This window comes from Wenjunlia tyrosinilytica (genome assembly GCF_014646055.1).
Classification (GTDB): Bacteria; Actinomycetota; Actinomycetes; order Streptomycetales; family Streptomycetaceae; genus Wenjunlia; species Wenjunlia tyrosinilytica.
Map to the genome: position 1 here is coordinate 64,890 of NZ_BMMS01000012.1, position 21,782 is coordinate 86,671.

The window sequence follows — 21,782 nt, forward strand, 5'->3', positions numbered from 1 at the left end:
CGACGGCGTGGCCGGGGGCCCGGTGCGAGCCCCGGGGCGCCGCTGAGGGTGGCGTGCTACGCCGAGCGTCTTCTCACCAGCTCCGTCGGGAGGACCATCCGGCGGTGGTCGCGGCCCGGGGTCGCCATTTCCTCGAGGAGCAGGCGCGCCATCGTGCGGCCCATTTCCTCCGTGGGCTGGCGGACGCTGGTCAGGGGTGGGTCGGTGTGGCGGGCGACCACCGAGTCGTCGAAGCCGATCAGCGCGACGTCGTCCGGGACCGAGCGGCCGCTCTCGCGCAGGATCCGCAGGGCGCCCGAAGCCATGACGTCCGAGGCGGCGAACACCGCGTCCACGTCGGGGCGGCGCACCAGGAGCCTGCGCATCGCCTCGCGGCCGCCCTCCTCGGTGAAGTCCGCGTGGGCGACCAGCCGCTCGTCGGGCTCGTGGCCGCTGTCCGCGATTGCCTGCCGGTAGCCGTCTAGGCGGCATCGCGCCACGTCCATGTCCGGCGGGCCGGTGATGGTGGCGACGGCCCTGCTGCCGCGGACCTCCACCAGGTGGCGGACGGCGAGGCGAGCTCCCCCGACGTTGTCGGAGTCCACATGGCTCACCGGCTCCGGCCCCGAGCGGCGGCCGGACAGGACGGCCGGCATCTCGATCCGTTTCAGCAGGTCGGGCAGAGGGTCGTCCTGGTGGACCGAGACCATGAGGACCCCGTCCACCCGGTGGGCGGACAGGTATTGGGCGAGGCGCTGGCGCTCGTGGGAGGTGCGGACGAGGGTCAGCAGGAGCTGCATGTCGGTGCCGGCGAGCTCCGCGCTGACACCGCGGACGATGTCGGAGAAGTAGGGTTCGGCGAACAGCCGGGTCTGCGGCTCGGGGATCACCAGGGCGACGGCGTCCGTCCTGCTGGTGACGAGGGAGCGGGCCACGCGGTTGGGCACATAGCCGAGCTCCGCGATGGCCTCCTGCACGGCGGCCCTCGCCTGCTCGCTGACCCTGGGCGATCCATTGATGACCCGGGAGACCGTGCCCCGGCCGACCCCGGCCCGGACCGCCACCTCCTCCAGTGTGGGCCTGCGGCCCCGCGCTCTCGTCTGTGTCATCCCCGCCCCTCTCCCCGGACCGCACACCGCCAACTACGCAATGATCTCGCCCCCGTGGCCGAAATAGCTCCGTTCGCAAGTATTGACACCCTAATGGGAGCGCTCCCACACTCTCACACAACGTGCTGCCGCTAGGAGGACCGAATGCGAACCCCCCGCAAAGGACACCCCGGAAGAACCGCCGCGCTTCTGTGCGCCGCCGTGCTCGCGACCGGGCTCGCGGGATGCGGTGGTGACGGCGGCGGGGACGGACAGGGCTCGTCCGGCGGCAGGACCACGCTCAACCTCGGCCTGTTCGGCGTCATGGGCTACGAGGAGGCCGGGCTGTTCAAGGAGTACGAGGCCCAGCACCCGGACATCCGGATCAAGTCGACGTCCACCGCGGACGAGCAGAACTACTACCGCACCCTCCAGACCCGCCTCGCCGCCAACTCCGGCCTCGCCGACATCCAGGCGCTCGAGGTCGGCCGCATCCGCGAGGTCGCCACCGTCCAGTCGGCGAAGTTCACGGACATGTCCACCGCCGCGGGGGTGAAGGAGGACGGCTGGCTGCCGTGGAAGTGGGCGCAGGCCAAGGCCCCGGACGGCAAGGTCATCGGACTCGGCACCGATATAGGGCCCATGGCGATCTGCTACCGCAAGGACATGTTCGCCAAGGCCGGGCTGCCCACCGACCGGCAGGCGGTGGCCGGCCTGTGGTCCTCGGGCTGGGACGCCTACGTGGAGGCCGGGCGGAAGTTCAAGAAGGACTACCCCGACCGCAAGGTGGCCTACATGGACACCGCCAGCGGCCTCAACAACGCCATGACCGCCTCCGCCGCCAGGCAGTACTACGACGCCGACGGCAAGGCGATCTACAAGGACAACCCCTTGGTCCGCAAGGCCTGGACGCTTTCCACCCAGGCCGCTCGGGACGGACTCACCGCGAAACTGCGCCAGTTCGACACCGCGTGGGACCAGGGCTTCTCCAACTCCCGCTTCGCCACCGTGGTCTGCCCCGCCTGGATGACCGCGCACATCGCCGACAAGGCCGGTCCGGCGAACAAGGACAAGTGGGATGTGGCCGCTCCCCCGGCCGGCGCCAACTGGGGCGGCTCCTTCCTCGCCGTCCCGGCCACCGGCAAGCACGTCAAGGAGGCGCAGGCGCTCGCCGCCTGGCTGACCGCCCCCGAGCAGGAGGCGAAGCTGTTCGAGGAACAGGGCCTCTTCCCGTCCTCGACCGGCGCGATCTCCGCCTCCGGGGTCTCGGCCGCCAAGCTCGCCTACTTCAACAACGCCCCGATAGGCAAGATCTTCGGGGACTCGGCGAAGTCCATCCCCGTGGCGGTCCTCGGGCCGAAGGACGGCGCCATCAAGGACAGCATCTCCAACGGCATCCAACTCGTCGAGCAGCAGGGCAAGAGCCCCGAGGACGCCTGGAAGGCGACGACGAAGACGATCGACAAGGACGTCATCGGCTGACCCGCGCGGCACGCGCAGACTCCGGCCGGTCCGCTCAGCACCCGCGGGCCGGCCCGGCCGCCCGACGGAAGGACGCCCCCTTGGCCGCCCCCGCACTCACCGACACGCACGACGCGCCCGCTCCCGTCCCGCAGGCACCACCGGGGCGCACGAGGCGGTCCCTGTCCGACTGGCTCGACCGCACGGCGGCCCCGTACGCCTATGTCACCCCGTTCTTCGCCGTGTTCGCGGCCTTCGGCCTCTATCCGCTGCTCTACACGGGCTGGATCTCCCTGCACCGGGTGGAGTTGCAGACCCCGGACCGGCGCGAATGGGTGGGGCTCGGCAACTACACCGAGATGCTGGTCGACGACCGGTTCTGGAACGCGCTGTGGAACACCTTCACGATCGGGGTGATCTCCACCGTCCCGCAGTTGCTGATGGCGCTGGGCCTGGCGCACCTGCTCAACTACAAACTGCGCGGCTCCGCCTTCTTCCGCGTCGCCGTGCTCACCCCGCACGCGACCTCGGTGGCGGCGGGCACGCTGGTGTTCTCCCTGATGTTCGGCCGCGACTTCGGCATGATCAACTGGCTGCTGGACCTCGTCGGAGTGCACCCGGTCGACTGGGAGTCCGGCCACTGGACCTCGCAGATCGCGATCGGCTCCATCGTCACCTGGCGCTGGACCGGCTACAACGCGCTCGTCTACCTCGCCGCGATGCAGTCCGTCCCCACCGACCTCTACGAGGCATCCGCGATCGACGGTGCCTCACGATGGCAGCAGTTCAGGAAGGTGACCATCCCCTCGCTGCGGCCGACGATCCTGTTCACCGTCGTGGTCTCGACGATCGGCGCGACCCAGCTGTTCGGTGAGCCGCTGCTGTTCGGCGGCACCGCGGGGGCCCGCGGAGGGACCGACGGGCAGTACCAGACCCTGGGGGTGCTGCTGTACCAGCAGGGCTGGGCGCTGTTCCACTTCGGCCGCGCGGCCGCCATCGCCTGGGCGATGTTCCTGATCCTCATCCTGATCGCCGCCGTCAACGCCCTTGTCTCGCGCCGTCTGCGCCGAGCCTGACGTCCTGGAGCAGCCGACATGACCACCCCTGCCCTGCGCCTGCGGCCCGGTGCGGGACGCCAGCTCCACGGCGGCCCGGTCACCTTCGTGGTACTCGCCGTCGCCGCCATCGTCTCGCTCTTCCCCCTGTACTGGACGGTGGTGGCCGCGTCCACCTCCAACAACAGGATCACCCGGACCCCGCCGCCGCTCGTGCCCGGCGCGAACCTGGCGCACAACCTCAAGGAGGCCTACACCCAGGTCCACATGGGCACCGCCCTGGTGAACACCTTCTTCGTCGCAGGGTCGGTGGCGCTGGCCACGGTGCTGTTCGCGACGCTCGCCGGATTCGCCTTCGCCAAGCTGCGGTTCAAAGGCCGCAGTCTCCTGCTCATGCTGGTGATCGGCACGATGATGGTGCCGCCGCAGCTCGGTGTGGTGCCGCTGTTCATGCTCATGGGCGACCTGGGCTGGAGCAACCAGCTCCAGGCGGTCGTCCTGCCCACCCTCGTCAGCGCCTTCGGTGTGTTCTTCATGCGGCAGTACCTGGCCGAGGCACTGCCGACCGAGCTGATCGAGGCCGCCCGGGTGGACGGCGCCCACTCACTGCGGATCTTCTGGCATGTGGTGCTGCCGGTGGCCAGGCCCGCGATGGCCGTGCTGGGCATGCTGACCTTCGTCCAGTCCTGGAACGACCTGTTCTGGCCCATGATCGTGCTCAACGGGGACAACCCGACCGTCCAGGTCGCGCTCAGCGAGCTCGGTCAGGGGTATGTCCCCGACCGCTCCGTCATCATGGCCGGCGCCCTCCTGGGGACCCTGCCGCTCCTGCTCGTCTTCGTGGTCCTCGGCAGGCAGATCGTCGGCGGGATCATGCAGGGCGCGGTCAAGGGTTAGCGCCGCCTCCCCCACCCCCTTCCCCGCCCTTCCCCGCCCTCTTCACACCTGTCCGCACCCCTTCGACGGGAGGCTTGCCACATGACCGCCGCGGGAGCCGGCGAGCCCCTCGGGCGCGGAGCCCGAACCGCCGAGCCCGGACGCGGTCCGGGCTCGGCGGGAAGGAGCAGGCGGGCGGCGGGGCGCTCCGGGTCCTCCCTTCCGGAGCGTCCCGCCGCCGCGTTCGCCAGGGCCTGTCCTCCCTGGCCGCCGTCGGGTGCCGGGGGCGCCCTTCGGCCGCTGGTGGGCGCGGCTGCCGCCTAGTCGGTGTAGGCGCCGAACGCCTTGGTGAAGGCCAGCCGGGACTGGCTGATGCTGCTGCAGGTGGCCTGAGCGGAGTTCTGCGGGCCGCCGTCGCACTCCTTGTCGCGGGTCGAGGACCACATCGACAGCCAGGCCAGGTTCTTGGACTTGGCGAAGGTGACCAGCTGGTCCGCGTCGTCGACCTTGAAGATCTCCGATGACACGTCGTTGACGCCGATCATCGGGGTGACCGCGACGGCCTTCCAGGCGGCGGCGTCGGACAGGCCGAGCACGCCCTTGATCTGGCCGTGCGTGGCGGTGGCCGCGTCGATCGCGAGCTGGCCCATGTCACCGTCGAACGACGTGCCGTAGTCCATCGCCATGATGTTCACGGCCGAGGTGTCGACGCCGTTCTTCTTGGCGTCGGCGACGAGGTCCACACCGTCCTGGGTCAGACCGCTGGGCAGGACCGGCAGGGTGAACGAGACCTCCAGGTCCGGGTGGTCCTTCTGGAGCTCGGCGATGGCCCGCGCCCGGCGGGAGTTGGCGGCCTTGTTCGCCAGCGCGCCGCCCTCGATGTCGAAGTCCACCTTGGTCAGCTTGAACTGGTCGATGACCTTGCCGTAGGCGTCGGCCAGCTCGGAGGGGCTGCCGCAGACCGTCCCCAGCTCGGAGCCGACGGCCCCGCCGAAGGACACCCGGACGTCTCCACCGGACTTGCGCAGGTCACCGATCCGCGCGGCCACGGCGTCGGAACCGAGCTCGGTCACGCCGCCCCACTTGGGCGTGCAGCCCCCGCCGGAGGTGATGAAGGCGAGGTTGAACTCCTTGACCCCGGTGGCCTTCGCGGCGGCCAGCAGGTCGAACGGCGGGAACAGCGAGGTGTCGACGTAGGGTGCGAAGGCCGCCGAGCCGCCGCCCCCGGTGGGGGACGGGGTGGGGGTGGGCGTCGGCGTCGGCGGCTTGGTCTGGGTGGGGGTGGGCGTGGGCTTCGTGGGGGTGGGGGTGGGCTTGGTGGTGGGGGTGGCCGTCGGCGTGGCGGTGGGGCGCCCGCTCGGCTCGGGTACGGGTGAGTCGTCGACGGAGCACTTCTCGCCGTCGATACGGCAGTTGACCGGGTCGGCGCCCTTGGCGGCGGCCTTGGTGACAAAGCCGATCGACACCGACTTGTGGGCCGCGATGGACTTGGTCCACTCCTCCGCGGTCACCGAGACATGCTGCCCGGAGACGGTGGACTTGGCGTTCCACAGCGTGCCGAGTTCGGTGCCCTGCGGCAGGTCGAACTCCAGCTTCCAGTCCGACAGCGGCTTGTCCGAGTTGTTGGTCACGACGTACTGCGCGGTGTAGCCACCGCTCCAGTCGCTGGTCCGGGTGTAGGCGGCGCCGAGCGAGGCGGCCGACGCGGTGCCGGACAGGAGGACCGCGGCACCGGCGGCCACGACGCTGGTCGCGGTGACCACGCCTATGGCCTTGGCCCTGCGGCTGATGCTCTTGCGGTGGGTACTCATGGGCGCCCGTACCTCTTCTTCGTCCGGGTGTGGGGGGTGCGAGCATCACGCTAGCCCCCGCGGACGGGACGAATTACCTGTTCAGGGCGGTGAGGTCACTTCTTATGGCGGGCTTAAGCCCGTGCTGAAGGAGGGTTAACGGTCGACGCCCTGCGGGGCCTTCGCCTTCTCCCTCCTGCGGCGCATCCGGTGCCCCCGGCGGTCGGGGAGCGCGGTCGGCGGTCCCTGCTGGAGCCACACCCGGATCTCGGCGCCGCCGAGCACCGAGCGGCCGATGGTGACATCCCCGCCGGTCGACTCCGCGACCCTGCGCACGATGTCCAGGCCGAGCCCGGTGGAGCCCTCTCCGCCCGCGCCGTGACCGCGCCGCAGCGCCGCCCCCGGGTCCTTGATGCCGGGGCCGGCGTCCGAGACCAGCAGGATCACGGCCTCCTCGCCGGTGTGCACGTCCACGGAGAAGGCGGTGCCCTCGGGGGTGTGCCGGAAGACGTTGCCGAGCATCGCGTCGAGCGCGGCGACGAGTTCGGGGCGGGCGACGGGTACCGGCGTGGAGCGGCCCACGCCCGCCAGGCGCACCTCGCGGCCCTGGTCCTCGGCCAGCGCCGACCAGAACGCCATGCGCTCACGGATGACCTCGGCGGCGTCACTGGAAAGGCCTGGTCCTGGAGTCTGGTGCCTGGCGGCGCGGATGATCTGGTCGACCTCGCGCTCCAGTTGGGAGACCGCGGCCCTGGTCTGGTCGGCGGCGGGACCCGCACCGAGCGAGGCGGCGTTGAGGCGCAGCACGGTCAGCGGGGTGCGCAGCCGGTGGGACAGGTCGGCGGCCATCTCCCGTTCGTTCGCGAGGAGCTGCTTGACCCGGTCGGCCATGGAGTTGAACGCGACGGCGGCCGAGCGCAGTTCGGAGGGACCCGCCTCGGGCACCCGGACGTCGAGGTCGCCGCGGCCCAGGCCGCGGGCGGCCTCGGCGAGGCTGCGGGCCGGCAGGACCATTCGGCTGCCGAGCCGGTCGGCGACGGCCACCGAGCCGACGATGATCCCGATGCCGACCCCGGCGAGGACGAGCCAGGCGGTGGCGACACCGCGGGTGACGTCGCTGTCGGGCACGAACACCTCGACGACCGTGATCGCCCCCGAGCCCACGGCGAGCGGGTGCAGCAGCGCGTAGCCGCCGCGGACATGGACCCTGGCCGCGCGGCCCATACGGGAGGCAGCGGCAAGGTCGGCGTCCGAGGCGTGCTGGTGGCCGACGACCGGCTGCTTGGGCAGATGGACGGCGATCTTGGCGTCGCTGGTGGCCACGGCCCGTTTCAGCGAGTCCCGGTCGGTGGTGATCGCCAGCGCCGAGTCGAGGGCGGAGGCCTGCCGTTCGGCCGCGGTGAACGCCCGGTCGCGGGCCATCTCCTTGACCATGAGACCCAGCGGCAGGGCGAAGGCCAGCACCACCATGGCGGTGACGGCCAGCGAGACCTTGACCAGCGCCCACCTCACGCCGGGGGCTCCAGCTTCACGCCGACGCCCCGCACCGTGTGGAGGTAGCGGGGATCGGCCGCGGTCTCTCCGAGTTTGCGGCGCAGCCAGGACAGATGAACGTCGATGGTCTGGTCGTCGCCGTAGGACTGCTGCCACACCTCGGCGAGCAGTTCCCGGCGCGCCACCACGACGCCGGGGCGGGCGGCGAGGAACGAGAGCAGGTCGAACTCCCTGCGGGTGAGGTCGAGCGCGTTGCCGTCCAGGGTCGCCTGCCGGCGCAGCAGGTCGATGTGCAGACCGCCGACCCGGAGCAACTGGGCCGCCTCCGAGCCGCGCGAGCGGCGCAGCACGGCCGCCATGCGGGCGCTCAGGTGCTCCACGGAGAACGGTTTTACCAGGTAGTCGTCGGCGCCGGCGTTGAGCAGGCTGACGATTCCGGCCTCGTCGTCCCTGGCCGTGGCGATGATCACGGGGACGTCGGTGATCCCCCGCAGCATCTTCAGCGCCTCGGCTCCGTCGAGATCGGGCAGCCCAAGATCAAGGATGACCAGGTCGAATCCGACCTGGGCCACCTCACGCAGCGCCTCGAGGGCGGTGCCGACGCTGCGCACGGTGTGCGACGCCTCGGTGAGATGGCGGATCAGGGCCGAGCGGACGAACGGATCGTCCTCGACCACCAGCACACTTGCCATGGCCCGACACCGTACGCCATACGGGTGGTGCACTATGTGCTGATGCGTCGAGGAGTAATACATACCGGAGCGTGGCTGGCGGCGACGACAGCCGCTGTCGCGCTGTCGTGGTTCGGGGTCCACTCGGTGCTGGCGGGTACCGCCTACGACCCGCCGCGAGCCGTGGCCACCACGGGCGGGCGGTCGCCGGACTCGGCGAGCTCCAAGCCGCTCCCCCCGGCCTCGCCGTCCGCGAGCCGCAAGGCGGGTTCGTCCCCGTCACCGTCGGCCCCCGTCACGCCGAGCCGCCGCGGCTCGTTGGGCGATGTCGCGAACAGCCCGACGAACACGCCCAAGCAGAGCTCCTCCCCGGACGCCGACTGGGGCGACGTCAAGAGCTACACGGTCTCCGGCGGCCGGGTGGCGTTCGATCTGGGCGGGAGCACCGGCAAGCTGGTCTCCGCCACCCCGGACTCGGGATGGCGGATGAAGGTGTGGAACGAACCGGCCTGGATCAGGGTGGACTTCACCGAGGGCGGCACGACGTCGTCGGTCTTCTGCACCTGGAACGGCCACCCCCCGACGGTGGACACCTGGCACTCGTAGGCCGCAGGCGCCCGGTTCCCCCGGGCGCACGGTCAGGCCGGGATGCCGGAGCCCCGGCTCGTTTCCTCGTAGGCGTCGAGGAACGCGGCCACGTCGTGGTTGGCGCGGTGGGCGGTCAGGGTTCGGGCGGTGGCGCCGATCATGCCGCGGATTCGGGACGAGTTGACCTGGTCGAGCAGGCCCAGGACGCGTCGGCCCTGGTGGGCGGCCTCGACCACCTCTCCTCGGCCGGTCAGGTCGTGTGCCAGCTCCGCGGTGAACAGGGCGATATTGCGCACGAAGTGGCCGTCCTGGAATTCCACCGCCCGCCGAGCGTGCTCGGCCGCGCGCTCATAGTCGCCCAGCGCCGACCAGCACTGCGCCTCGAGCCCGGCGAGCTCGCCGGGGCCGAAGAACGACATCCACTCCGGGTCGCGGTCGCCGGGGCCCTTGTCGAACTGGCGGTGGGCGTGCTTCAGGGCCCTTTCGCACGAGGAGCGGTCCCGCAGTCCCGCCCAGCCCCCGGCCTCTCGCAGCGACAGCAGGGACATCAGCCGCGGGGACGAGAGCTTCTTGGCGGCCTGCCGCGCCGCCTGGGCGGCCCGCACGGCCTCGCGGGGACGGCCCGCGTCACGGGCGAGGAAGGCCGTGTTGCAGAAGGCGTGCGCCTCGAGCGCCGGGTCGCCCGCCATCCGCGCGGTGGACAGGGCCTCGGCGTAGTACGAGCGCGCGTCGTCGAGGCGGCCGCAGTCATGGGCGAGCCATCCCACGGAGATGGCCAGTTCGCCCGCGCCCGAGTGCAGCAGGCCCGCGACCCGGGGGTCGTAGGAGCCCTCGTCGAGCAGGAGGTAGGCGGTGCGCAGCGAGCGCCCGGCCTGCCGGTACAGCGCGTCGGCGCCGTGCCGGTCGTCGAGGACCCGGATCTGGCGGACGGCCTCTTCCACGGCCCGCGCCTCCCTTCTGCCGACTCGCCGGGGCACTCCTCGGGCCCTCGGGAGCACGGGAGGCGGCGCCGCGGCCGGCGGCTCGGGCAGGGGTGCCGCCGCGGCCGGCCGCTCCAGCGAGAGGGCGGCGGTGATCGCCGCGGGACCGCCGGTCATGAACGCGCGACGGAGCACGTCGCTCTCCTCGTCGTACAGGTCGAAGTCGGCTGGTCCGCCCTCGTGGACGCCACCCTCGGGGTTCCCACCGAGCAGCCAGGGCTGCGGACGTGGCACGACCGGTCCGCACGGAACCACGAGGCCGGGTCCCACGGGGCCGTCGACCCATCTTCCCCGGACCTTCTCGCGTGGGGCGAAGCCGAGGTCCTGAAGAGAGTTGCCCGGGAACATGTGCCGAAACACACGCTCGTACGCGTAGTTGGGGCACTTGATCTCCCCGGACTCCACACGTCCGACGTACCGGGCGTCACAGGAGACCTGTTCGCCGATCTCTCGTGCCGCCCGGCGCACCGCCGAGGCGAACTCGTTGGGGGACAGGTCCCCTCTGAGCGCGCGGAAAGCGGTGTTCGGTACTGGCCCCGGTCGCGGGTCTCGAGGAAGCGCCATCGCCGCACCCCCTAATTGCCGCTGGGCCGACGGCCGTTGCCGAGGACCCATCGCCGTTGGGTAGCGCGACGAAGGTACCGGCTCCACGTCGGGGGTTACCCGGAGTTCGACCACAAAAGGGACAAGTCGTACCCGATCTGCTATGAAATGCCATCCCTTAGGCGGTCCGTGCCCGTGGCTGTTGACGGGTTCGCGCGTTGAACACCGCACCAGGCGATCCGCGCCCGACAGGCAGGAGGACGGTTTCCGTGAGTCCCAGGACGTCGTACATGACATCGGCATGGCTCGGTCGCACGTCGGCGCAGGGGGCGCCCCCCTGCGACCTGGTCACGGTCCCGGCCCGGCAGGGACTCGAGGCGGTGGACATCCTGAGGATGCGTACGGCGGTGGGGCCGGTGCTGCACGACCGCGCCGCGGACACGCTCGGCTTCGTCGTCCCCGAGGGCACCGCGGAACGCTGGGACCTTCCGGGCAGCTCCTGTTCGGTCACCTGTCCCCAGCCGATGCTCGCGGGGCTGCCTCCGGGCTCCTCGACGGGGTGGCTGCTGCCTCCGAATGTCGCGGCCCCGTACACCGATCCCGTCCAGCTGCGGGACGCGCTGGGGCTGGCCGCGGTGACCCTGGCGGCGGCCGACGGCCTCTGAGCCGCCCATGCCCGCGCGGGAGCGGAGCCGTCCCGGCGCATCCGCCCCGACCAGGCTCCTGATCACCGACCCCGCCGTGCCGCGCGGCCGGTGCTTCGGCAATGTGCTGCTCCTCGCCGGGCATACGGAGCTTCCCGTCCCCGAGCCGACCCGGCGGGTGGCCGCGGGCCCCTTCCCCGGGCGGGTGGAGCACGGCCGGTCAGCCCTCCAGGTGCGCCGTGTCGTTCCACCGCTCCAGCGCGGGCTGATCGTAGGACCATCCGAGCACCGACAGCGCGGCGGGGGCCAGTGGCATCGCGGCGCCCCTGGCGGGGCCGAGGCCCAGCCAACGGGCGGCGAGCGTCCTGGAGAAGTGGCCGTGCGAGAAGACCAGCACATCGCGGTCGCCGCCGCGGACCCACTCGACGACCTTGTCCGCGCGGGCCGCCACGTCCTCCAGCCGCTCCCCGCCGGGAACGCCGTCCCGCCAGATCATCCACCCCGGCCGCTCGGTCCTGATCTCCTCCGTCGTCCTGCCCTCGTACTCGCCGTAGTCCCACTCGGCGAGCGTGTCCCAGGGCTCGCAGCGGTCGCCGAACCCGGCCAGCCGGCAGGTCTCGGTGGCCCGCACACGCGGGCTGGTCCTGACCACCGCGTCCTTGAGGCCGTTCCACGGGGCGCCCTCGAGCCGCTCACCCAGCAGGCGGACGGTGCGCCGCCCCTCCTCGGTGAGCGGGATGTCGGTGCGCCCGGTGTGCTGGTTGGACAGCGACCACTGGGTCTGCCCATGGCGTACCAGGATGACGCGCGCCGGCATGTCCCACCTCCGATGTCGGGATCAGCCGACTGCCCGGCTGCTCCCGCCATGATCCATCACACCGGCTCCGGCGGCTCGGGCGGCTTCGTCGCGCGGACCCTCCACGAGCCCGTCGAGCAGGGCCTCCAGGCCGTACTGGAACTGGGGTTCACCGCCGGGCGGGCACCGCTCCGTGCCGTCGCCCCCGTACCTCGCCCGGTCGGCGCCGCGTGCCGCCCACCGGGCGACACCGAGGGTGTACTGCATGAGCGCCATCTGCGCCCGCGAGGCGTCGGCGGGGCCGAGGCCGCAGCGGCGCAGCAGGCCGACCATGTGCTCGACGCCCGCTGACGCGGCGTCGCAGCGCTCGGGCCGCCCGATGAGCAGCTCGATGACGGAGGGGTGCTCCGCGAAGAGCCGGTAGACGGCGATACAGGACTCGCGCAACTGCTCGCGGGGGCTGCCTTCCGCGCCGACGGGCTGGTAGCGGGCGAGGAGCCGTTCGCGCGCGGCGTCGAAGAGCTCCTCCTTGCCCTGGAAATAGGTGTAGAGGGCCATCGCTCCGACCCCGAGCTCCTGGGCGAGGGCGCGCATGGTGAAGGCACCGACGCCCTCGCCGTCGAGCAGGCGCAGGGCCGACTCGATGATGAGCTCGCGGTTGAGCGAATTGCGTGGTGCGCGGCGCCGTGGGGAGCGGGCCGGTTCCATATGTGTCATGGCGGACACCGAGGGGGAGTGCGGCGCCGGGTTCGCCGAGGCGGGGACAGCGGTCCTGGCGACCCCGCGTTGCGCCGAGGGGTGAGTGAGCGGATACTGCCCGGTCCGACCTGCGAGAAGATGACCTGGGGACGGCTGGAGGATGAAATGATTGGCGCGAATCTCTGGGGTCGGTCCGTGCTCTCCTTAGCGTACGTCGTACGGTAGAGGTTCGACGTTCGCCATACAGGACGTTCGCGTTCACAGCTTCACAGCCGAACCTGGGGGATTTCCTGCCGTGTCCATAGCCGTGCCTCGTCAGAGGGCCGACGGGAGCACGCCGAGCAAGCGGGGCGACTCCGAGGAACCGGGCATATCGGGGCCGGCGCGCCGCCTGCGCTGGTGGACCGAACTACTCCTGATCGGCGCCCTGTACGGGGCGTACTCCTTCGGACGGCTCCTGGCCAGGGGCGACGTCTCCACGGCCCTCGACCACGGCAAGCGGATCCTGCACGTCGAGCGCGTCCTGCGCCTGGACATGGAACGGGCCCTCAACGGCCTGCTCACCCACAGCACCGCCGTCGGCGTGGCCTGCGACTTCGCCTACGCGGCCCTGCACTACCTGGTGACCCCCGCGGTCCTGCTGTGGATGTGGCACCGGCGCCAGAAGCACTACAGCGCCGTCCGCACCTGGCTCGCGATATCCACCGTCCTGGGCCTCGTCGGGTTCACTCTGATGCCGACGGCGCCGCCGCGGCTGCTGGAGCGCTCCTACGGGTTCGTGGACTCCATGGCCCAGTACGCCTCGTTCGGCTGGTGGGGCAGCGAGGCCAGCGCGCCGCGCGGACTGGGCGGGATGACCAACCAGTACGCGGCCATGCCGAGCCTGCACGTCGGCTGGGCGCTGTGGTGCGGAGTGCTGCTGTGGCGGTACGGGCGCTCCCCCGCGGTCCGGGTGCTCGGTGTGCTGTATCCGCTGGTCATCACCTTCGTGGTGATGGCGACCGCCAACCACTACCTGCTCGACGCGGTCGCCGGAGCGGCGGTCATGGGCATCGGCGCGCTGCTGGCCCGCCCGGCGATGCGGCTCGCCGACCGGCTGCGGAGCACGTGGGACGCATGCCGCGGCGGCAACGCCGCCGGTGACGGGCCGTCGCGGCACGGGACCGCCGCGGTCATCCCGCTCCAGAGCCACCGCCGCGTCCCCGGTCCCCGGCAGGAACCGGCACTCGATCCCGACCTCGGCACCGGCATCGAACCGGGCTCCGCCGTGGGCTCCTGACCCCCGCTGTCACACCGAGGTGCGAGACTGCGGCGCGTGAGCACCACACTCGAGTCCCGGCTCGCGGCTCTGCGCGGAAGCGCGCCGCCGCGGCCCATGGACGCGCGCACCCTGGCGGCGCTGGCCGCCAACCCCGGCTGCGGGCGCCGGGCCCTGCTCGACGCGGCGGGAGTCGACAAGGGGGCGGTGGCCGAACACCTGGGCAGACCCGCGCCGTTCGGGCAGTCCCAGTTCTCGATCGTGCGGGGCAACGCGTTCGAGGCACGGGTCAAGGCCGACGGCTGCGCGGAGTTGCTGCGGCTGCTGTGCGAACGGCTGGGCCTGCCCGCCCCGGACGAGGCCGCGCTGCCCGACCTGTCGGCGGTCGGCCCGGCCGGGCGCGCGGAGCGGACCCGGCAGGCGCTGGAGGAGGCCACGGCCGCGGGCGGCTGGTCGCTGCTCGACCATCCGATGCTGCGCCTGGAGGTCGCCGGGTCGGCGGTCCACCTGGAGCCGGACGCCGTCGTCGTGCGGCCCGACGGGCGCTGGACGGTGGTGGAGATCAAGTCGTTCCCGATCCTCGACGGCTGCGCCGACCCCGCGAAGGTGGGGGCCGCGGCGCGGCAGTCGGCGGTGTACGTGCTGGCGCTGCGCGCGCTCGCGGAGCGGATCGGCCGGGGAGAGCCCGAGCACACCGTGGTGCTGGTCTGCCCGAAGGACTTCTCCAACCTCCCGACGTGCGCGGCGGTGGACGTCCGCAAGCAGCTTTCGGTCACCGTGCGGCAGCTCACGAGGCTCACGAGGGTCGAGGACATCGTCTCGGAGCTGCCGGAGGGCACCACTTTCGACCTGGCGCTCGACGACGACCGCAGGACGCCTCGGCGGCCGGTCGAGGAGCTGGCCGCCGCGGTCGACGCCGTGCCGGCGGCGTACGCCCCCGACTGCCTGTCCGTGTGCGAGCTGGCGTTCCACTGCCGCGCCCGCGCCCATGAGTGCGGGGCGGTGGAAGCGCTGGGGCGCGGTGTGCGCGGAGAGTTGGGGGCACTGGCTTCCGTGGACGAGGTCCTGGCCGCCGCCGCTGCGGGACTTGGCGGGGCGTGGCAGGCGGACGGCGAGGGGAGCGCGCCCGCGGAACACGTGAGCGGCGGGGGCTGCGGGGTCGGCGGGGGTACCGACGCGCACGGGTACGCCGAGGACGGCGGGGACTTCGGCGGCGGGGACTTCGGCGGCGGGGACTTCAGCGGCGGGGACCGCCGGGACTTCGGGGACGACGCGGTGACCTGGCGGCTGCGTGAGGCGGCCCGGCTGCGGGCGGAGGCGCTGGCGGGCACCGCCGCGGGTGGCCGGGCATGAGCCTGATCGCCACGCTGGCGCGGATGGAGGCGCTGCGGGAGGGCCGGGCGCGGCCGCTGGCCACGGTGCGGCACCGGCATCTGTCGGAGCGCCCGATGGTCTTCGTGCCCCTGACCACCGCGGGTGAGGCCGGAGCGCCGCTGGGGGCGCTGTTCGGCACGGACCGGGAGGAGCCGACGCTGCTCGTCGTGCCGCAGCCGCGCGACCGCGACCTGCGGTTCGCCTTCCTGGCGCAGCTGGCGCAGGGGATGCTGCCGTACCTCGAGGGGTACGCCGACGACGTCGACGTGGAAGTGAGGAAGGGCAAGGACCCGGAGACGGGCGAGCCGGTCGAGGTGGAGCGCGAGCTGTGCCGGGACGCCCCGCAGTTGCTCGTCCCCAATGGCTCGGGAGTGCGGTACGTCCGCCTGCTGGGCCGCTCCATGCGCTTTCGCCGCACCGCGGAGGAGGCGCCCGACGAGCCGTACCCGGTGCCGTCGCGGGTGCCGCTGCTCGGCCGGTGGATGACCCACTTCGGCGAGCGGGCGCTGACCCCCGGCTCGTGCCTGCTGGTGTCGATGACCGACCTGCTCTCCCGCCACTGGGCGAGCGGCCAGAGCGGCCTCGAGGACCAGCACCTGGGCGCGCTGCTGGCGTGGCTCGATCCCCCGCCGGGCGTGCACGGCTCCGAGGCGGCGCTGCGGGCGGAGACCGCCAGGGACGAACGCGGCCTGCTGGAGTGCCCGCCCGCGGGCCCGGCCACCGACCCGGCGTTCGACAACAAGCTGCTCGCTCCGGCGATCACCCGCTACGACGCGGGGCTCTCAGGCGCGGAACGGGCGGTGAGGGATCTCGTCGGGAGCCAGCTGCGGCCCACCTGGGACCACGTGTGGCGCGGGCTGGACCTGCTGCGTGAGCTGCCGCCTGGAGACAGGGTGGCGGCTCGCTGGGAGGGCGACCGCTGGTCGTACACCGGCCACCGGGACCGCCTTCGCGCGGGCGAGCCCCCGCAGCCGAAGCGGGACGACGCGGTGACGGCGGCGGCAAAGCTGGTGCGGCGCGAGACCGACCAGGTGCGCCTGGACGCCCACGAGGCCCTGGACGATCCGCTGGTCATGGCCGAACGGCGCCTGGCGGGCGAGGCGTTCGCCGGTGAGGTCGTCGCGGTCGAGATGGCGTACAGCGAGGGGCGCTCGCCCCGGCCGCGGCCGCTGGTGTCGGTGAGCACACACGACCGTCCGCATGTGGAGCCGGGCACGCGGGTGTTCCGGCGGCTCGCGGGCAAGGCGCAGGAGGCGCAGGTCGCGGCGGCCGAGCCCGGCCTGGTGGTGGTCCGGCTGGTCAACCAGATGGGGCGCGGCAGGGTCCCGGCCGAGGGCACGGTGCCCGAGCCCGGCGACGTGGTGTGCCTGACGGCGTTCGAGCACGACCCCCGGCCGGCCGCTCCGCTGCCCCCGCCGGAGGAGACACCGTGGACGCACGGCGGACCGCCCGGCGAGGCCGCCATGGGCGCCTCCGCACCCGACCCGCACACCGCGGAGGACTACCTGTGACCGCTCCCGTGGGAGACCCGTCGGCGGAGGCCGCCAGGGTCACCGAGGAGATCCTGCACGACACCCTGCACAGCCCCCGCCGCGGTGTCGTGGTGGACTCCCCGCCCGGAGCGGGGAAGTCGACGCTGGTGGTGCGGGCGGCGCGTGAGCTGGCCGCGGCGGGCGAGAAGCCGATGGTGGTGGCGCAGACCAACAGCCAGGTGGACGACCTGGTGAAACGGCTGGCGAAGGAGGATCCTCGGCTCCCGATCGGGCGCCTGCACGGAAGCGACTCCCCGCCGGACCCGGCTCTGTCCGAGCTGCCCTCGGTGGTGCTGTCCTCCTCCGTGGGGGACCTGGCCGGGCGCGAGGTGGTGATCGCCACGGCGGCGAAGTGGGCGTTCGTCAAGGATGTCCCGGCGTGGCGGCACGCCATCGTGGACGAGGCGTACCAGATGCGCTCGGACGCGTTGCTGAAGGTGGCCGGGCTCTTCGAGCGGGCGCTGTTCGTGGGCGATCCGGGCCAGCTCGACCCGTTCACGGTCGTGGGCGCCGACCAGTGGGCGGGGCTGTCGTACGATCCCTCGGCGAGCGCGGTGGTCACCCTGCTCGCCCACAACCCCGAGCTGCCGCAGCACCGGCTGCCCGTGTCCTGGCGGCTGCCCGCGTCGGCGGCGCGGCTGGTCTCGGACGCGTTCTACCCCTACACCCCCTTCCGCGCGGGCACCGGTCATGAGGACCGGCGGCTGTCCTTCGCGGCGGCGGGCGACGGATCGGCCCACGACCGCGTCCTGGATCTGGCCGCCGAGTCGGGCTGGGGGCTGCTGGAGCTCCCGGAGCGGCGCACGGTCCGTACCGACCCCGAGGCGGTGGCGGCGGTGGCCACCTTGGTGCGGCGGCTGCTGGACCGGGGAGGGCGGACCCTGTCGGAGAAGGGCACGGCGGCGCTGACGGCGGACCGGATCGCGGTCGGCACGGCGCACCGGGACCAGGCGGCGGCCGTGCGCTCGGCCCTTGCCGGGCTGGGGGTGGCCGGGGTCACCGTGGACACCGCCAACCGCCTCCAGGGCCAGGAGTACGACGTGACCGTGGTCCTGCACCCGCTGTCGGGGCGGCCGGACGCGACCGCGTTCCATCTGGAGACCGGGCGGCTGTGCGTGCTCGCCTCGCGGCACCGGCACGCCTGCGTGGTGGTCTCGAGGGCGGGGGTGGAGCGGCTGCTGGACGAGCACCCGTCGACGGAGCCCGTGCAGCTGGGGGTGACCGTGAAGTTCCCGGACGGCTGGGAGGCGAACCACGCCGTGCTGGCCCACCTCAACGAGCGCCGGGTGCGGTACCGCCCGTGACCCGGCCGCCCCGCACCGACCGCCCGTGACCCGGCCGCCCGTGACCCGGCCGCCCGCGCCGCGGCGGGCCCGGCCCGGCCACCGGCTTGACGCGGCCGGCTTGACCCTGCCGCCCCTGGCCCGGCCGTCCCGCACCGACCGCACCGACCGCAGGCTCGGCCTGGCCCGGCCGCCCCTCGCCCGCTCCGCCCCGGCCCCGACCGAGGTCGCCGCAGGGGTCTTGCGCCCGCAAGGACAATGGAAGAGATCAGAACGACGGAGGTTCCACGCATGGCAGATCCGCAGTCGTCCCGACACGAGGGGCGCCCCGACCAGCAGCGCCGCCTGCGCCCCGCTCCGCTGCTGTTCGAGCCCGGTCAGCAGGAGAGCGGTCCGGAGCACTTCTTCGACCTGGAGTCGATGGAGGACGCCGGCGAGCTGCTGGACCGGTCGACGGAGCTGCTGCTGGCGTTCCGGGCCGCGGCGGAGCGCGCGATGGAGTTCCAGGCCCTGGCGGCGGCCCAGCTCGCCGATCCCCGGCGCTTCGACCAGGTGTCGTTCGAGGCCATCGCCGAGCGCGCGGACTGGACCCCGGACTACGCCAAGAAGATGGTCGAGTTCGGCAGGGACCTCATCAAAAACGGTCGCGCCGGAGAATGAATCAGCCAGAAGCATTCACCTCTGGCATATGCGGGGGATCGTAGCGCATCACCCCCTCCCTTGTACGCAATTCAACGAATGTCCCATTCCTGAAGCACGCGCTTGGCCACGCTGTGGGCCATGGATGGTTGGGACAACGGACTCTGGGAAGCCGCCGACTCGGTCGAGTACGTGACCGCGGAGGGGGCCGCCTGGCTCGCTTCGTCGAGCGACTTCCCGCGCAGTGTGCGAGCGCTGTGGACGGCCCGCCCATGGGCGCCCAGCGTGCTTCCGTGCGGGAACGTGTTCGACGTGATCAACCTGCCGGTGCTCTTCGGCCGGCGCGTGCTGGAGCAGCTGTGGTCGGCCGGCCCCGGCTGCGGCCCCGTGGCGGTGCACCGGAGCCGGCTGCTCGCCTTCTGCCGCCCCGGCACCGCCGACCGCCTCCCGTCCCTGCTGACCTGGGAGGAGTGGGGACCTCGGGTGCCCGCGATGCTCTGCCACGGCGCCGGTGACGCAGTAACGATTCCGCCTCTGCACCGGATGACCAACATCCCGTCGCGGTGGGTGGTGGCCCCCGACACCGGCGACCCCTGGCTGCCCGGTCCCGACGTGCTGATCTGGGCCTGCGTCCGCGCCGCCCGGGCCGAGGCGGCGGCCCTCGGGAGCGCCCCCGAGGCCTCGCGCCCCCGTGTGCGCCAAACCGATTTTTCGTCGCCCCGGACTGGATGCTAATCTCTTCGACGTCAGCGAGCGCCGCTAGCTCAACTGGCAGAGCAGCTGGCTCTTAACCAGCGGGTTCGGGGTTCGAGTCCCTGGCGGCGCACTCACGGTCCAACCGTTGACTTGGGCGTTCTCCTCACGAGGGGGACGCCTTCTGTCATTCCCTGGCCCCCTCCCATTCCTGGCCCCCTCCGAAGGCGGGCGCACCTCACCGCCGCCGTTGGCCGCTGCCTCTCACCGCTGCCGTTTGAAGGCCTCGCGGGCGAGGTGGTCCTCGGGCGGGAGGACGGCTCCGTCCTGGTCGACCGCCATGGGGCCCTCCTTGGCCCCGGGTGCGCCGTCGGCGGCGGGAACGGGGCTGGCCAGGCGCTCGGCGTAGGGGGAGTCGGGATGGGCGGCGAGCACGCGGACCCGTGCGTCGCCCGAGCCACGGGGGGAGACCGGGACCACCGCGACCGGCAGGCCCCGCTGGTCGGTCACGAACAGCTCGAAGTCGTCGAATCTGAAGTGGTCGATGTCCACGATCGGCTTCGGGTAGTGGTGGTAGCCCGCCGCTTTCGGGAGTACCCCCGAGTGGGTGCCCGCCGGCAGCGGAACCGAGGCGTTGAAGATCGAGTCCGTCCACTCGGCCACCTGCTCGGCGGTCTTGATGGGGGTCTCCAGCAGGCGCTCACCGTGGTCGTAGCCGAATTCGGCGTACCCGGGGAGGGTGTCGGGGAACGCCTTGACCACCCGGGCGGCGCTGCGGCGCATCCGGTCCACCTTCTTCGGGTCCGCGCAGAACTGCGCCGACCACTCGACGCCGAGCGGCATGAACAGGCACTGCCATCCGTCGCTGTCCTTGACCCACACTCCCCCGCCGTGGTGGTCCTGGTACGGGCCGGGGGCGAAGGCCCACTCGGCGGTCGTGTCGACGAGCTTGCGCATCAGCTTCTTGCTCGCCCGGTACTGCGCGCTCTCGGTGCGCGGCGGATGGTCCGCCACGGAGATCGTCCAGGGGAAGTCCTCGTGCCGCGGGTGGCTGCCGTCCGTGCCCATGTCGTGGCCCGCTCTCAGATCGTGAACGGTGTCTGGCGCAGGAACGCGCTGTCCAGGTGCCCCACCCTCAGCAGGTTGGGGATCTGGTTCATCGGCATCTTCTTCATGATCTGGCGGTGGAACGCCCGGTAGCCGCCCTTGAAGTGACCGCCGTTCCAGGTCTCGAGGAGCTTGGAGGTGAACAGGCCGTTGCGCAGGCCGTCGGCGGAGGTCTGGCAGTCCTGGCAGCCGGAGATGAGCAGGATCGAGGCGGCGATGTCGGCGGCGTCCTTGGCCGGTTGTTCGGCCTGGATCCCGTCGTAGAGCTTCTTGTCCCTCTTGTTGACCTTGGCCTGGGTCTTCAGGGGCATCACCCGGATGCGCTTCTCGACCTCCGCCGCGTCCTGCGTCTGGAACTGCCTCTCCAGCGCGGCCGGGCTGAGCAGCTGGGGCACCTCCTTGACGACCGACCCGCTGTGACAGCTGTCGGAGAACACCAGGATGCGGACACCGGCGGCGAAGGTCCCCAGAAGGGCGAAGAGCTCGTCGTCGACGAACTGCCGGTCGTGGAGCACCCAGGTCTCGTCCAGCCGGTCCGGCTCGTCCTCCGGGCCGTTGAGGTCCTCCACCTGCCCGCCGTGGCCGGAGTACGTCAGGAGGAGCACGTCCTCCTTCTTCAGCGACCCGGCCGCCTCCCGCAGCGCGGCGGTGACTCTCTTCGCGGTGGCGTCGGCGGTGAGCAGCGGAGGGGTGACGGTGAAGCCGGAGTTCTTGGCGAGCTGCGCCATGTCCTGCGCGTCCTGCTCGCAGGCGATGAGCTCGCCGTCCCAGCCCTCGTACCGGGCGGGATCGACTGCGTTGAGGCCGATGTGGATGGACAGACCAGTGGGCATGGGGCTCTCCTCGACGCGGGCGGGACGATCCACGGGGATGCGTTCCACGCTCCACCCAGGCGCTAATCAGTTCATAACACCAATCCCCCACCCAGCCCAGTCCCCCGACACGGCGTCGGGAGGTCCGGGTCGCGGCAAGGAGGGTACGGATGGCCGCGGTGTTGTCCGGGCGCCGCAACGGATACCGGGGGCGGGGGCAGCCGGTGCCGCCTTGAGGTTTCGGTGAGATCGCTGGCAGCTTGGGCCACAGGCGTGACCACGGCCAGAGCGCCGGTGGGGGGACTAGGGCGACCAGGGCGAGGTGGACACCAGCATGGCGGTGGTCCCCGCCGTCCTCGCCTCGTCCGACTGCGCCGCCGTCGTTGAGGTGACTGCGCGTGGGGCGTTCGAAGGATCGGT

20 protein-coding genes and 1 tRNA gene are annotated in these 21,782 nt (G+C 72.3%); 12 read left to right on the top strand and 9 right to left on the bottom strand.

Features of this window, described 5'->3' with window-relative positions; genetic code table 11:
* Window positions 1-56: 56 nt before the first annotated feature.
* Complete coding sequence (locus tag IEY86_RS15155) at window positions 57-1,088, bottom strand: LacI family DNA-binding transcriptional regulator (RefSeq protein WP_189132209.1); 1,032 nt, start codon at window positions 1,086-1,088, stop codon at window positions 57-59.
* A 144-nt stretch (window positions 1,089-1,232) separates the two neighbouring features.
* Here IEY86_RS15155 and IEY86_RS15160 point away from each other — a divergent pair, with 144 nt between their 5' ends.
* The 3 genes from IEY86_RS15160 to IEY86_RS15170 all read left to right on the top strand — a co-directional run bounded on the left by IEY86_RS15160 (window position 1,233) and on the right by IEY86_RS15170 (window position 4,480).
* Window positions 1,233-2,549: an ABC transporter substrate-binding protein gene (locus tag IEY86_RS15160; protein ID WP_189132210.1), complete on the top strand. Its 1,317-nt coding sequence runs from the start codon at window positions 1,233-1,235 to the stop codon at window positions 2,547-2,549.
* A gap of 80 nt (window positions 2,550-2,629) precedes the next feature.
* Window positions 2,630-3,604 (top strand): carbohydrate ABC transporter permease, encoded by a 975-nt coding sequence (locus tag IEY86_RS15165; RefSeq protein WP_189132211.1) that lies wholly within the window; start codon window positions 2,630-2,632, stop codon window positions 3,602-3,604.
* 18 nt (window positions 3,605-3,622) lie between these two features.
* Window positions 3,623-4,480 carry a carbohydrate ABC transporter permease gene (locus tag IEY86_RS15170; RefSeq protein WP_189132212.1) on the top strand — a complete coding sequence of 286 codons (858 nt, stop codon included), beginning with the start codon at window positions 3,623-3,625 and terminating at the stop codon, window positions 4,478-4,480.
* 299 nt (window positions 4,481-4,779) lie between these two features.
* Here IEY86_RS15170 and IEY86_RS15175 read toward each other — a convergent pair whose 3' ends face one another.
* From IEY86_RS15175 to IEY86_RS15185, 3 genes are all read right to left on the bottom strand, one after another.
* Window positions 4,780-6,270 (bottom strand): cellulose binding domain-containing protein, encoded by a 1,491-nt coding sequence (locus IEY86_RS15175; RefSeq protein WP_189132213.1) that lies wholly within the window; start codon window positions 6,268-6,270, stop codon window positions 4,780-4,782.
* 135 nt (window positions 6,271-6,405) lie between these two features.
* Window positions 6,406-7,761 (bottom strand): sensor histidine kinase, encoded by a 1,356-nt coding sequence (locus IEY86_RS15180; RefSeq protein WP_189132214.1) that lies wholly within the window; start codon window positions 7,759-7,761, stop codon window positions 6,406-6,408.
* Window positions 7,758-8,435 carry a response regulator transcription factor gene (locus IEY86_RS15185; RefSeq protein WP_189132215.1) on the bottom strand — a complete coding sequence of 226 codons (678 nt, stop codon included), beginning with the start codon at window positions 8,433-8,435 and terminating at the stop codon, window positions 7,758-7,760. The genes IEY86_RS15180 and IEY86_RS15185 overlap by 4 nt, the downstream gene beginning before the upstream one ends.
* A gap of 42 nt (window positions 8,436-8,477) precedes the next feature.
* Here IEY86_RS15185 and IEY86_RS15190 point away from each other — a divergent pair, with 42 nt between their 5' ends.
* A complete protein-coding gene (locus IEY86_RS15190; protein ID WP_189132341.1) occupies window positions 8,478-9,020 on the top strand; it encodes a hypothetical protein in 543 nt (180 codons plus the stop codon).
* Between the two features lie 32 nt (window positions 9,021-9,052).
* Here the strand turns inward: IEY86_RS15190 and IEY86_RS15195 are convergent, their stop codons facing one another.
* Window positions 9,053-10,546 carry an NsdA family TPR-like regulatory protein gene (locus tag IEY86_RS15195; RefSeq protein WP_189132216.1) on the bottom strand — a complete coding sequence of 498 codons (1,494 nt, stop codon included), beginning with the start codon at window positions 10,544-10,546 and terminating at the stop codon, window positions 9,053-9,055.
* A gap of 269 nt (window positions 10,547-10,815) precedes the next feature.
* Between IEY86_RS15195 and IEY86_RS15200 the strand changes: the two genes are divergently transcribed.
* Entirely contained in the window at window positions 10,816-11,190 is a 375-nt protein-coding gene (locus IEY86_RS15200) for a hypothetical protein (RefSeq protein WP_189132217.1), read from the top strand.
* Window positions 11,191-11,389: 199 nt separating this feature from the next.
* Here IEY86_RS15200 and IEY86_RS15205 read toward each other — a convergent pair whose 3' ends face one another.
* Window positions 11,390-11,986, bottom strand: coding sequence for a histidine phosphatase family protein (locus IEY86_RS15205; protein ID WP_189132218.1), 597 nt, complete (start codon window positions 11,984-11,986; stop codon window positions 11,390-11,392).
* A gap of 21 nt (window positions 11,987-12,007) precedes the next feature.
* Window positions 12,008-12,682, bottom strand: a complete 675-nt coding sequence (locus IEY86_RS15210) for a TetR/AcrR family transcriptional regulator (RefSeq protein WP_189132219.1) — start codon at window positions 12,680-12,682, stop codon at window positions 12,008-12,010.
* A 352-nt stretch (window positions 12,683-13,034) separates the two neighbouring features.
* On the opposite strand from IEY86_RS15210, the gene IEY86_RS15215 reads away from it, so the two are divergent.
* The 7 genes from IEY86_RS15215 (at window position 13,035) to IEY86_RS15245 (ending at window position 19,576) form a co-directional block, all read left to right on the top strand.
* The gene (locus tag IEY86_RS15215; protein WP_189132342.1) at window positions 13,035-13,943 is read left to right on the top strand and encodes a phosphatase PAP2 family protein; all 909 of its coding nucleotides are present in this window, start codon (window positions 13,035-13,037) and stop codon (window positions 13,941-13,943) included.
* A gap of 96 nt (window positions 13,944-14,039) precedes the next feature.
* On the top strand, window positions 14,040-15,275 hold the full coding sequence (locus IEY86_RS15220) for a hypothetical protein (RefSeq protein WP_229698463.1): 1,236 nt from the start codon (window positions 14,040-14,042) through the stop codon (window positions 15,273-15,275).
* Window positions 15,272-16,807 carry a hypothetical protein gene (locus IEY86_RS15225; protein ID WP_189132220.1) on the top strand — a complete coding sequence of 512 codons (1,536 nt, stop codon included), beginning with the start codon at window positions 15,272-15,274 and terminating at the stop codon, window positions 16,805-16,807. The genes IEY86_RS15220 and IEY86_RS15225 overlap by 4 nt, the downstream gene beginning before the upstream one ends.
* On the top strand, window positions 16,804-18,132 hold the full coding sequence (locus IEY86_RS15230) for an AAA domain-containing protein (protein WP_189132221.1): 1,329 nt from the start codon (window positions 16,804-16,806) through the stop codon (window positions 18,130-18,132). Before IEY86_RS15225 ends, IEY86_RS15230 begins: the two co-directional genes overlap by 4 nt.
* A 270-nt stretch (window positions 18,133-18,402) precedes the next feature.
* Entirely contained in the window at window positions 18,403-18,771 is a 369-nt protein-coding gene (locus IEY86_RS15235; RefSeq protein ID WP_189132222.1) for a DUF8844 domain-containing protein, read from the top strand.
* Between the two features lie 120 nt (window positions 18,772-18,891).
* Window positions 18,892-19,485 carry a bifunctional DNA primase/polymerase gene (locus IEY86_RS15240; protein WP_189132223.1) on the top strand — a complete coding sequence of 198 codons (594 nt, stop codon included), beginning with the start codon at window positions 18,892-18,894 and terminating at the stop codon, window positions 19,483-19,485.
* An 18-nt stretch (window positions 19,486-19,503) separates the two neighbouring features.
* Window positions 19,504-19,576: transfer RNA gene (locus tag IEY86_RS15245), tRNA-Lys, on the top strand.
* Window positions 19,577-19,707: 131 nt separating this feature from the next.
* Here IEY86_RS15245 and IEY86_RS15250 read toward each other — a convergent pair.
* Complete coding sequence (locus IEY86_RS15250) at window positions 19,708-20,511, bottom strand: DUF6424 family protein (RefSeq protein ID WP_189132224.1); 804 nt, start codon at window positions 20,509-20,511, stop codon at window positions 19,708-19,710.
* Between the two features lie 14 nt (window positions 20,512-20,525).
* Window positions 20,526-21,383: a caspase family protein gene (locus tag IEY86_RS15255; RefSeq protein ID WP_189132225.1), complete on the bottom strand. Its 858-nt coding sequence runs from the start codon at window positions 21,381-21,383 to the stop codon at window positions 20,526-20,528.
* Between the last annotated feature and the right edge of the window lie 399 nt (window positions 21,384-21,782).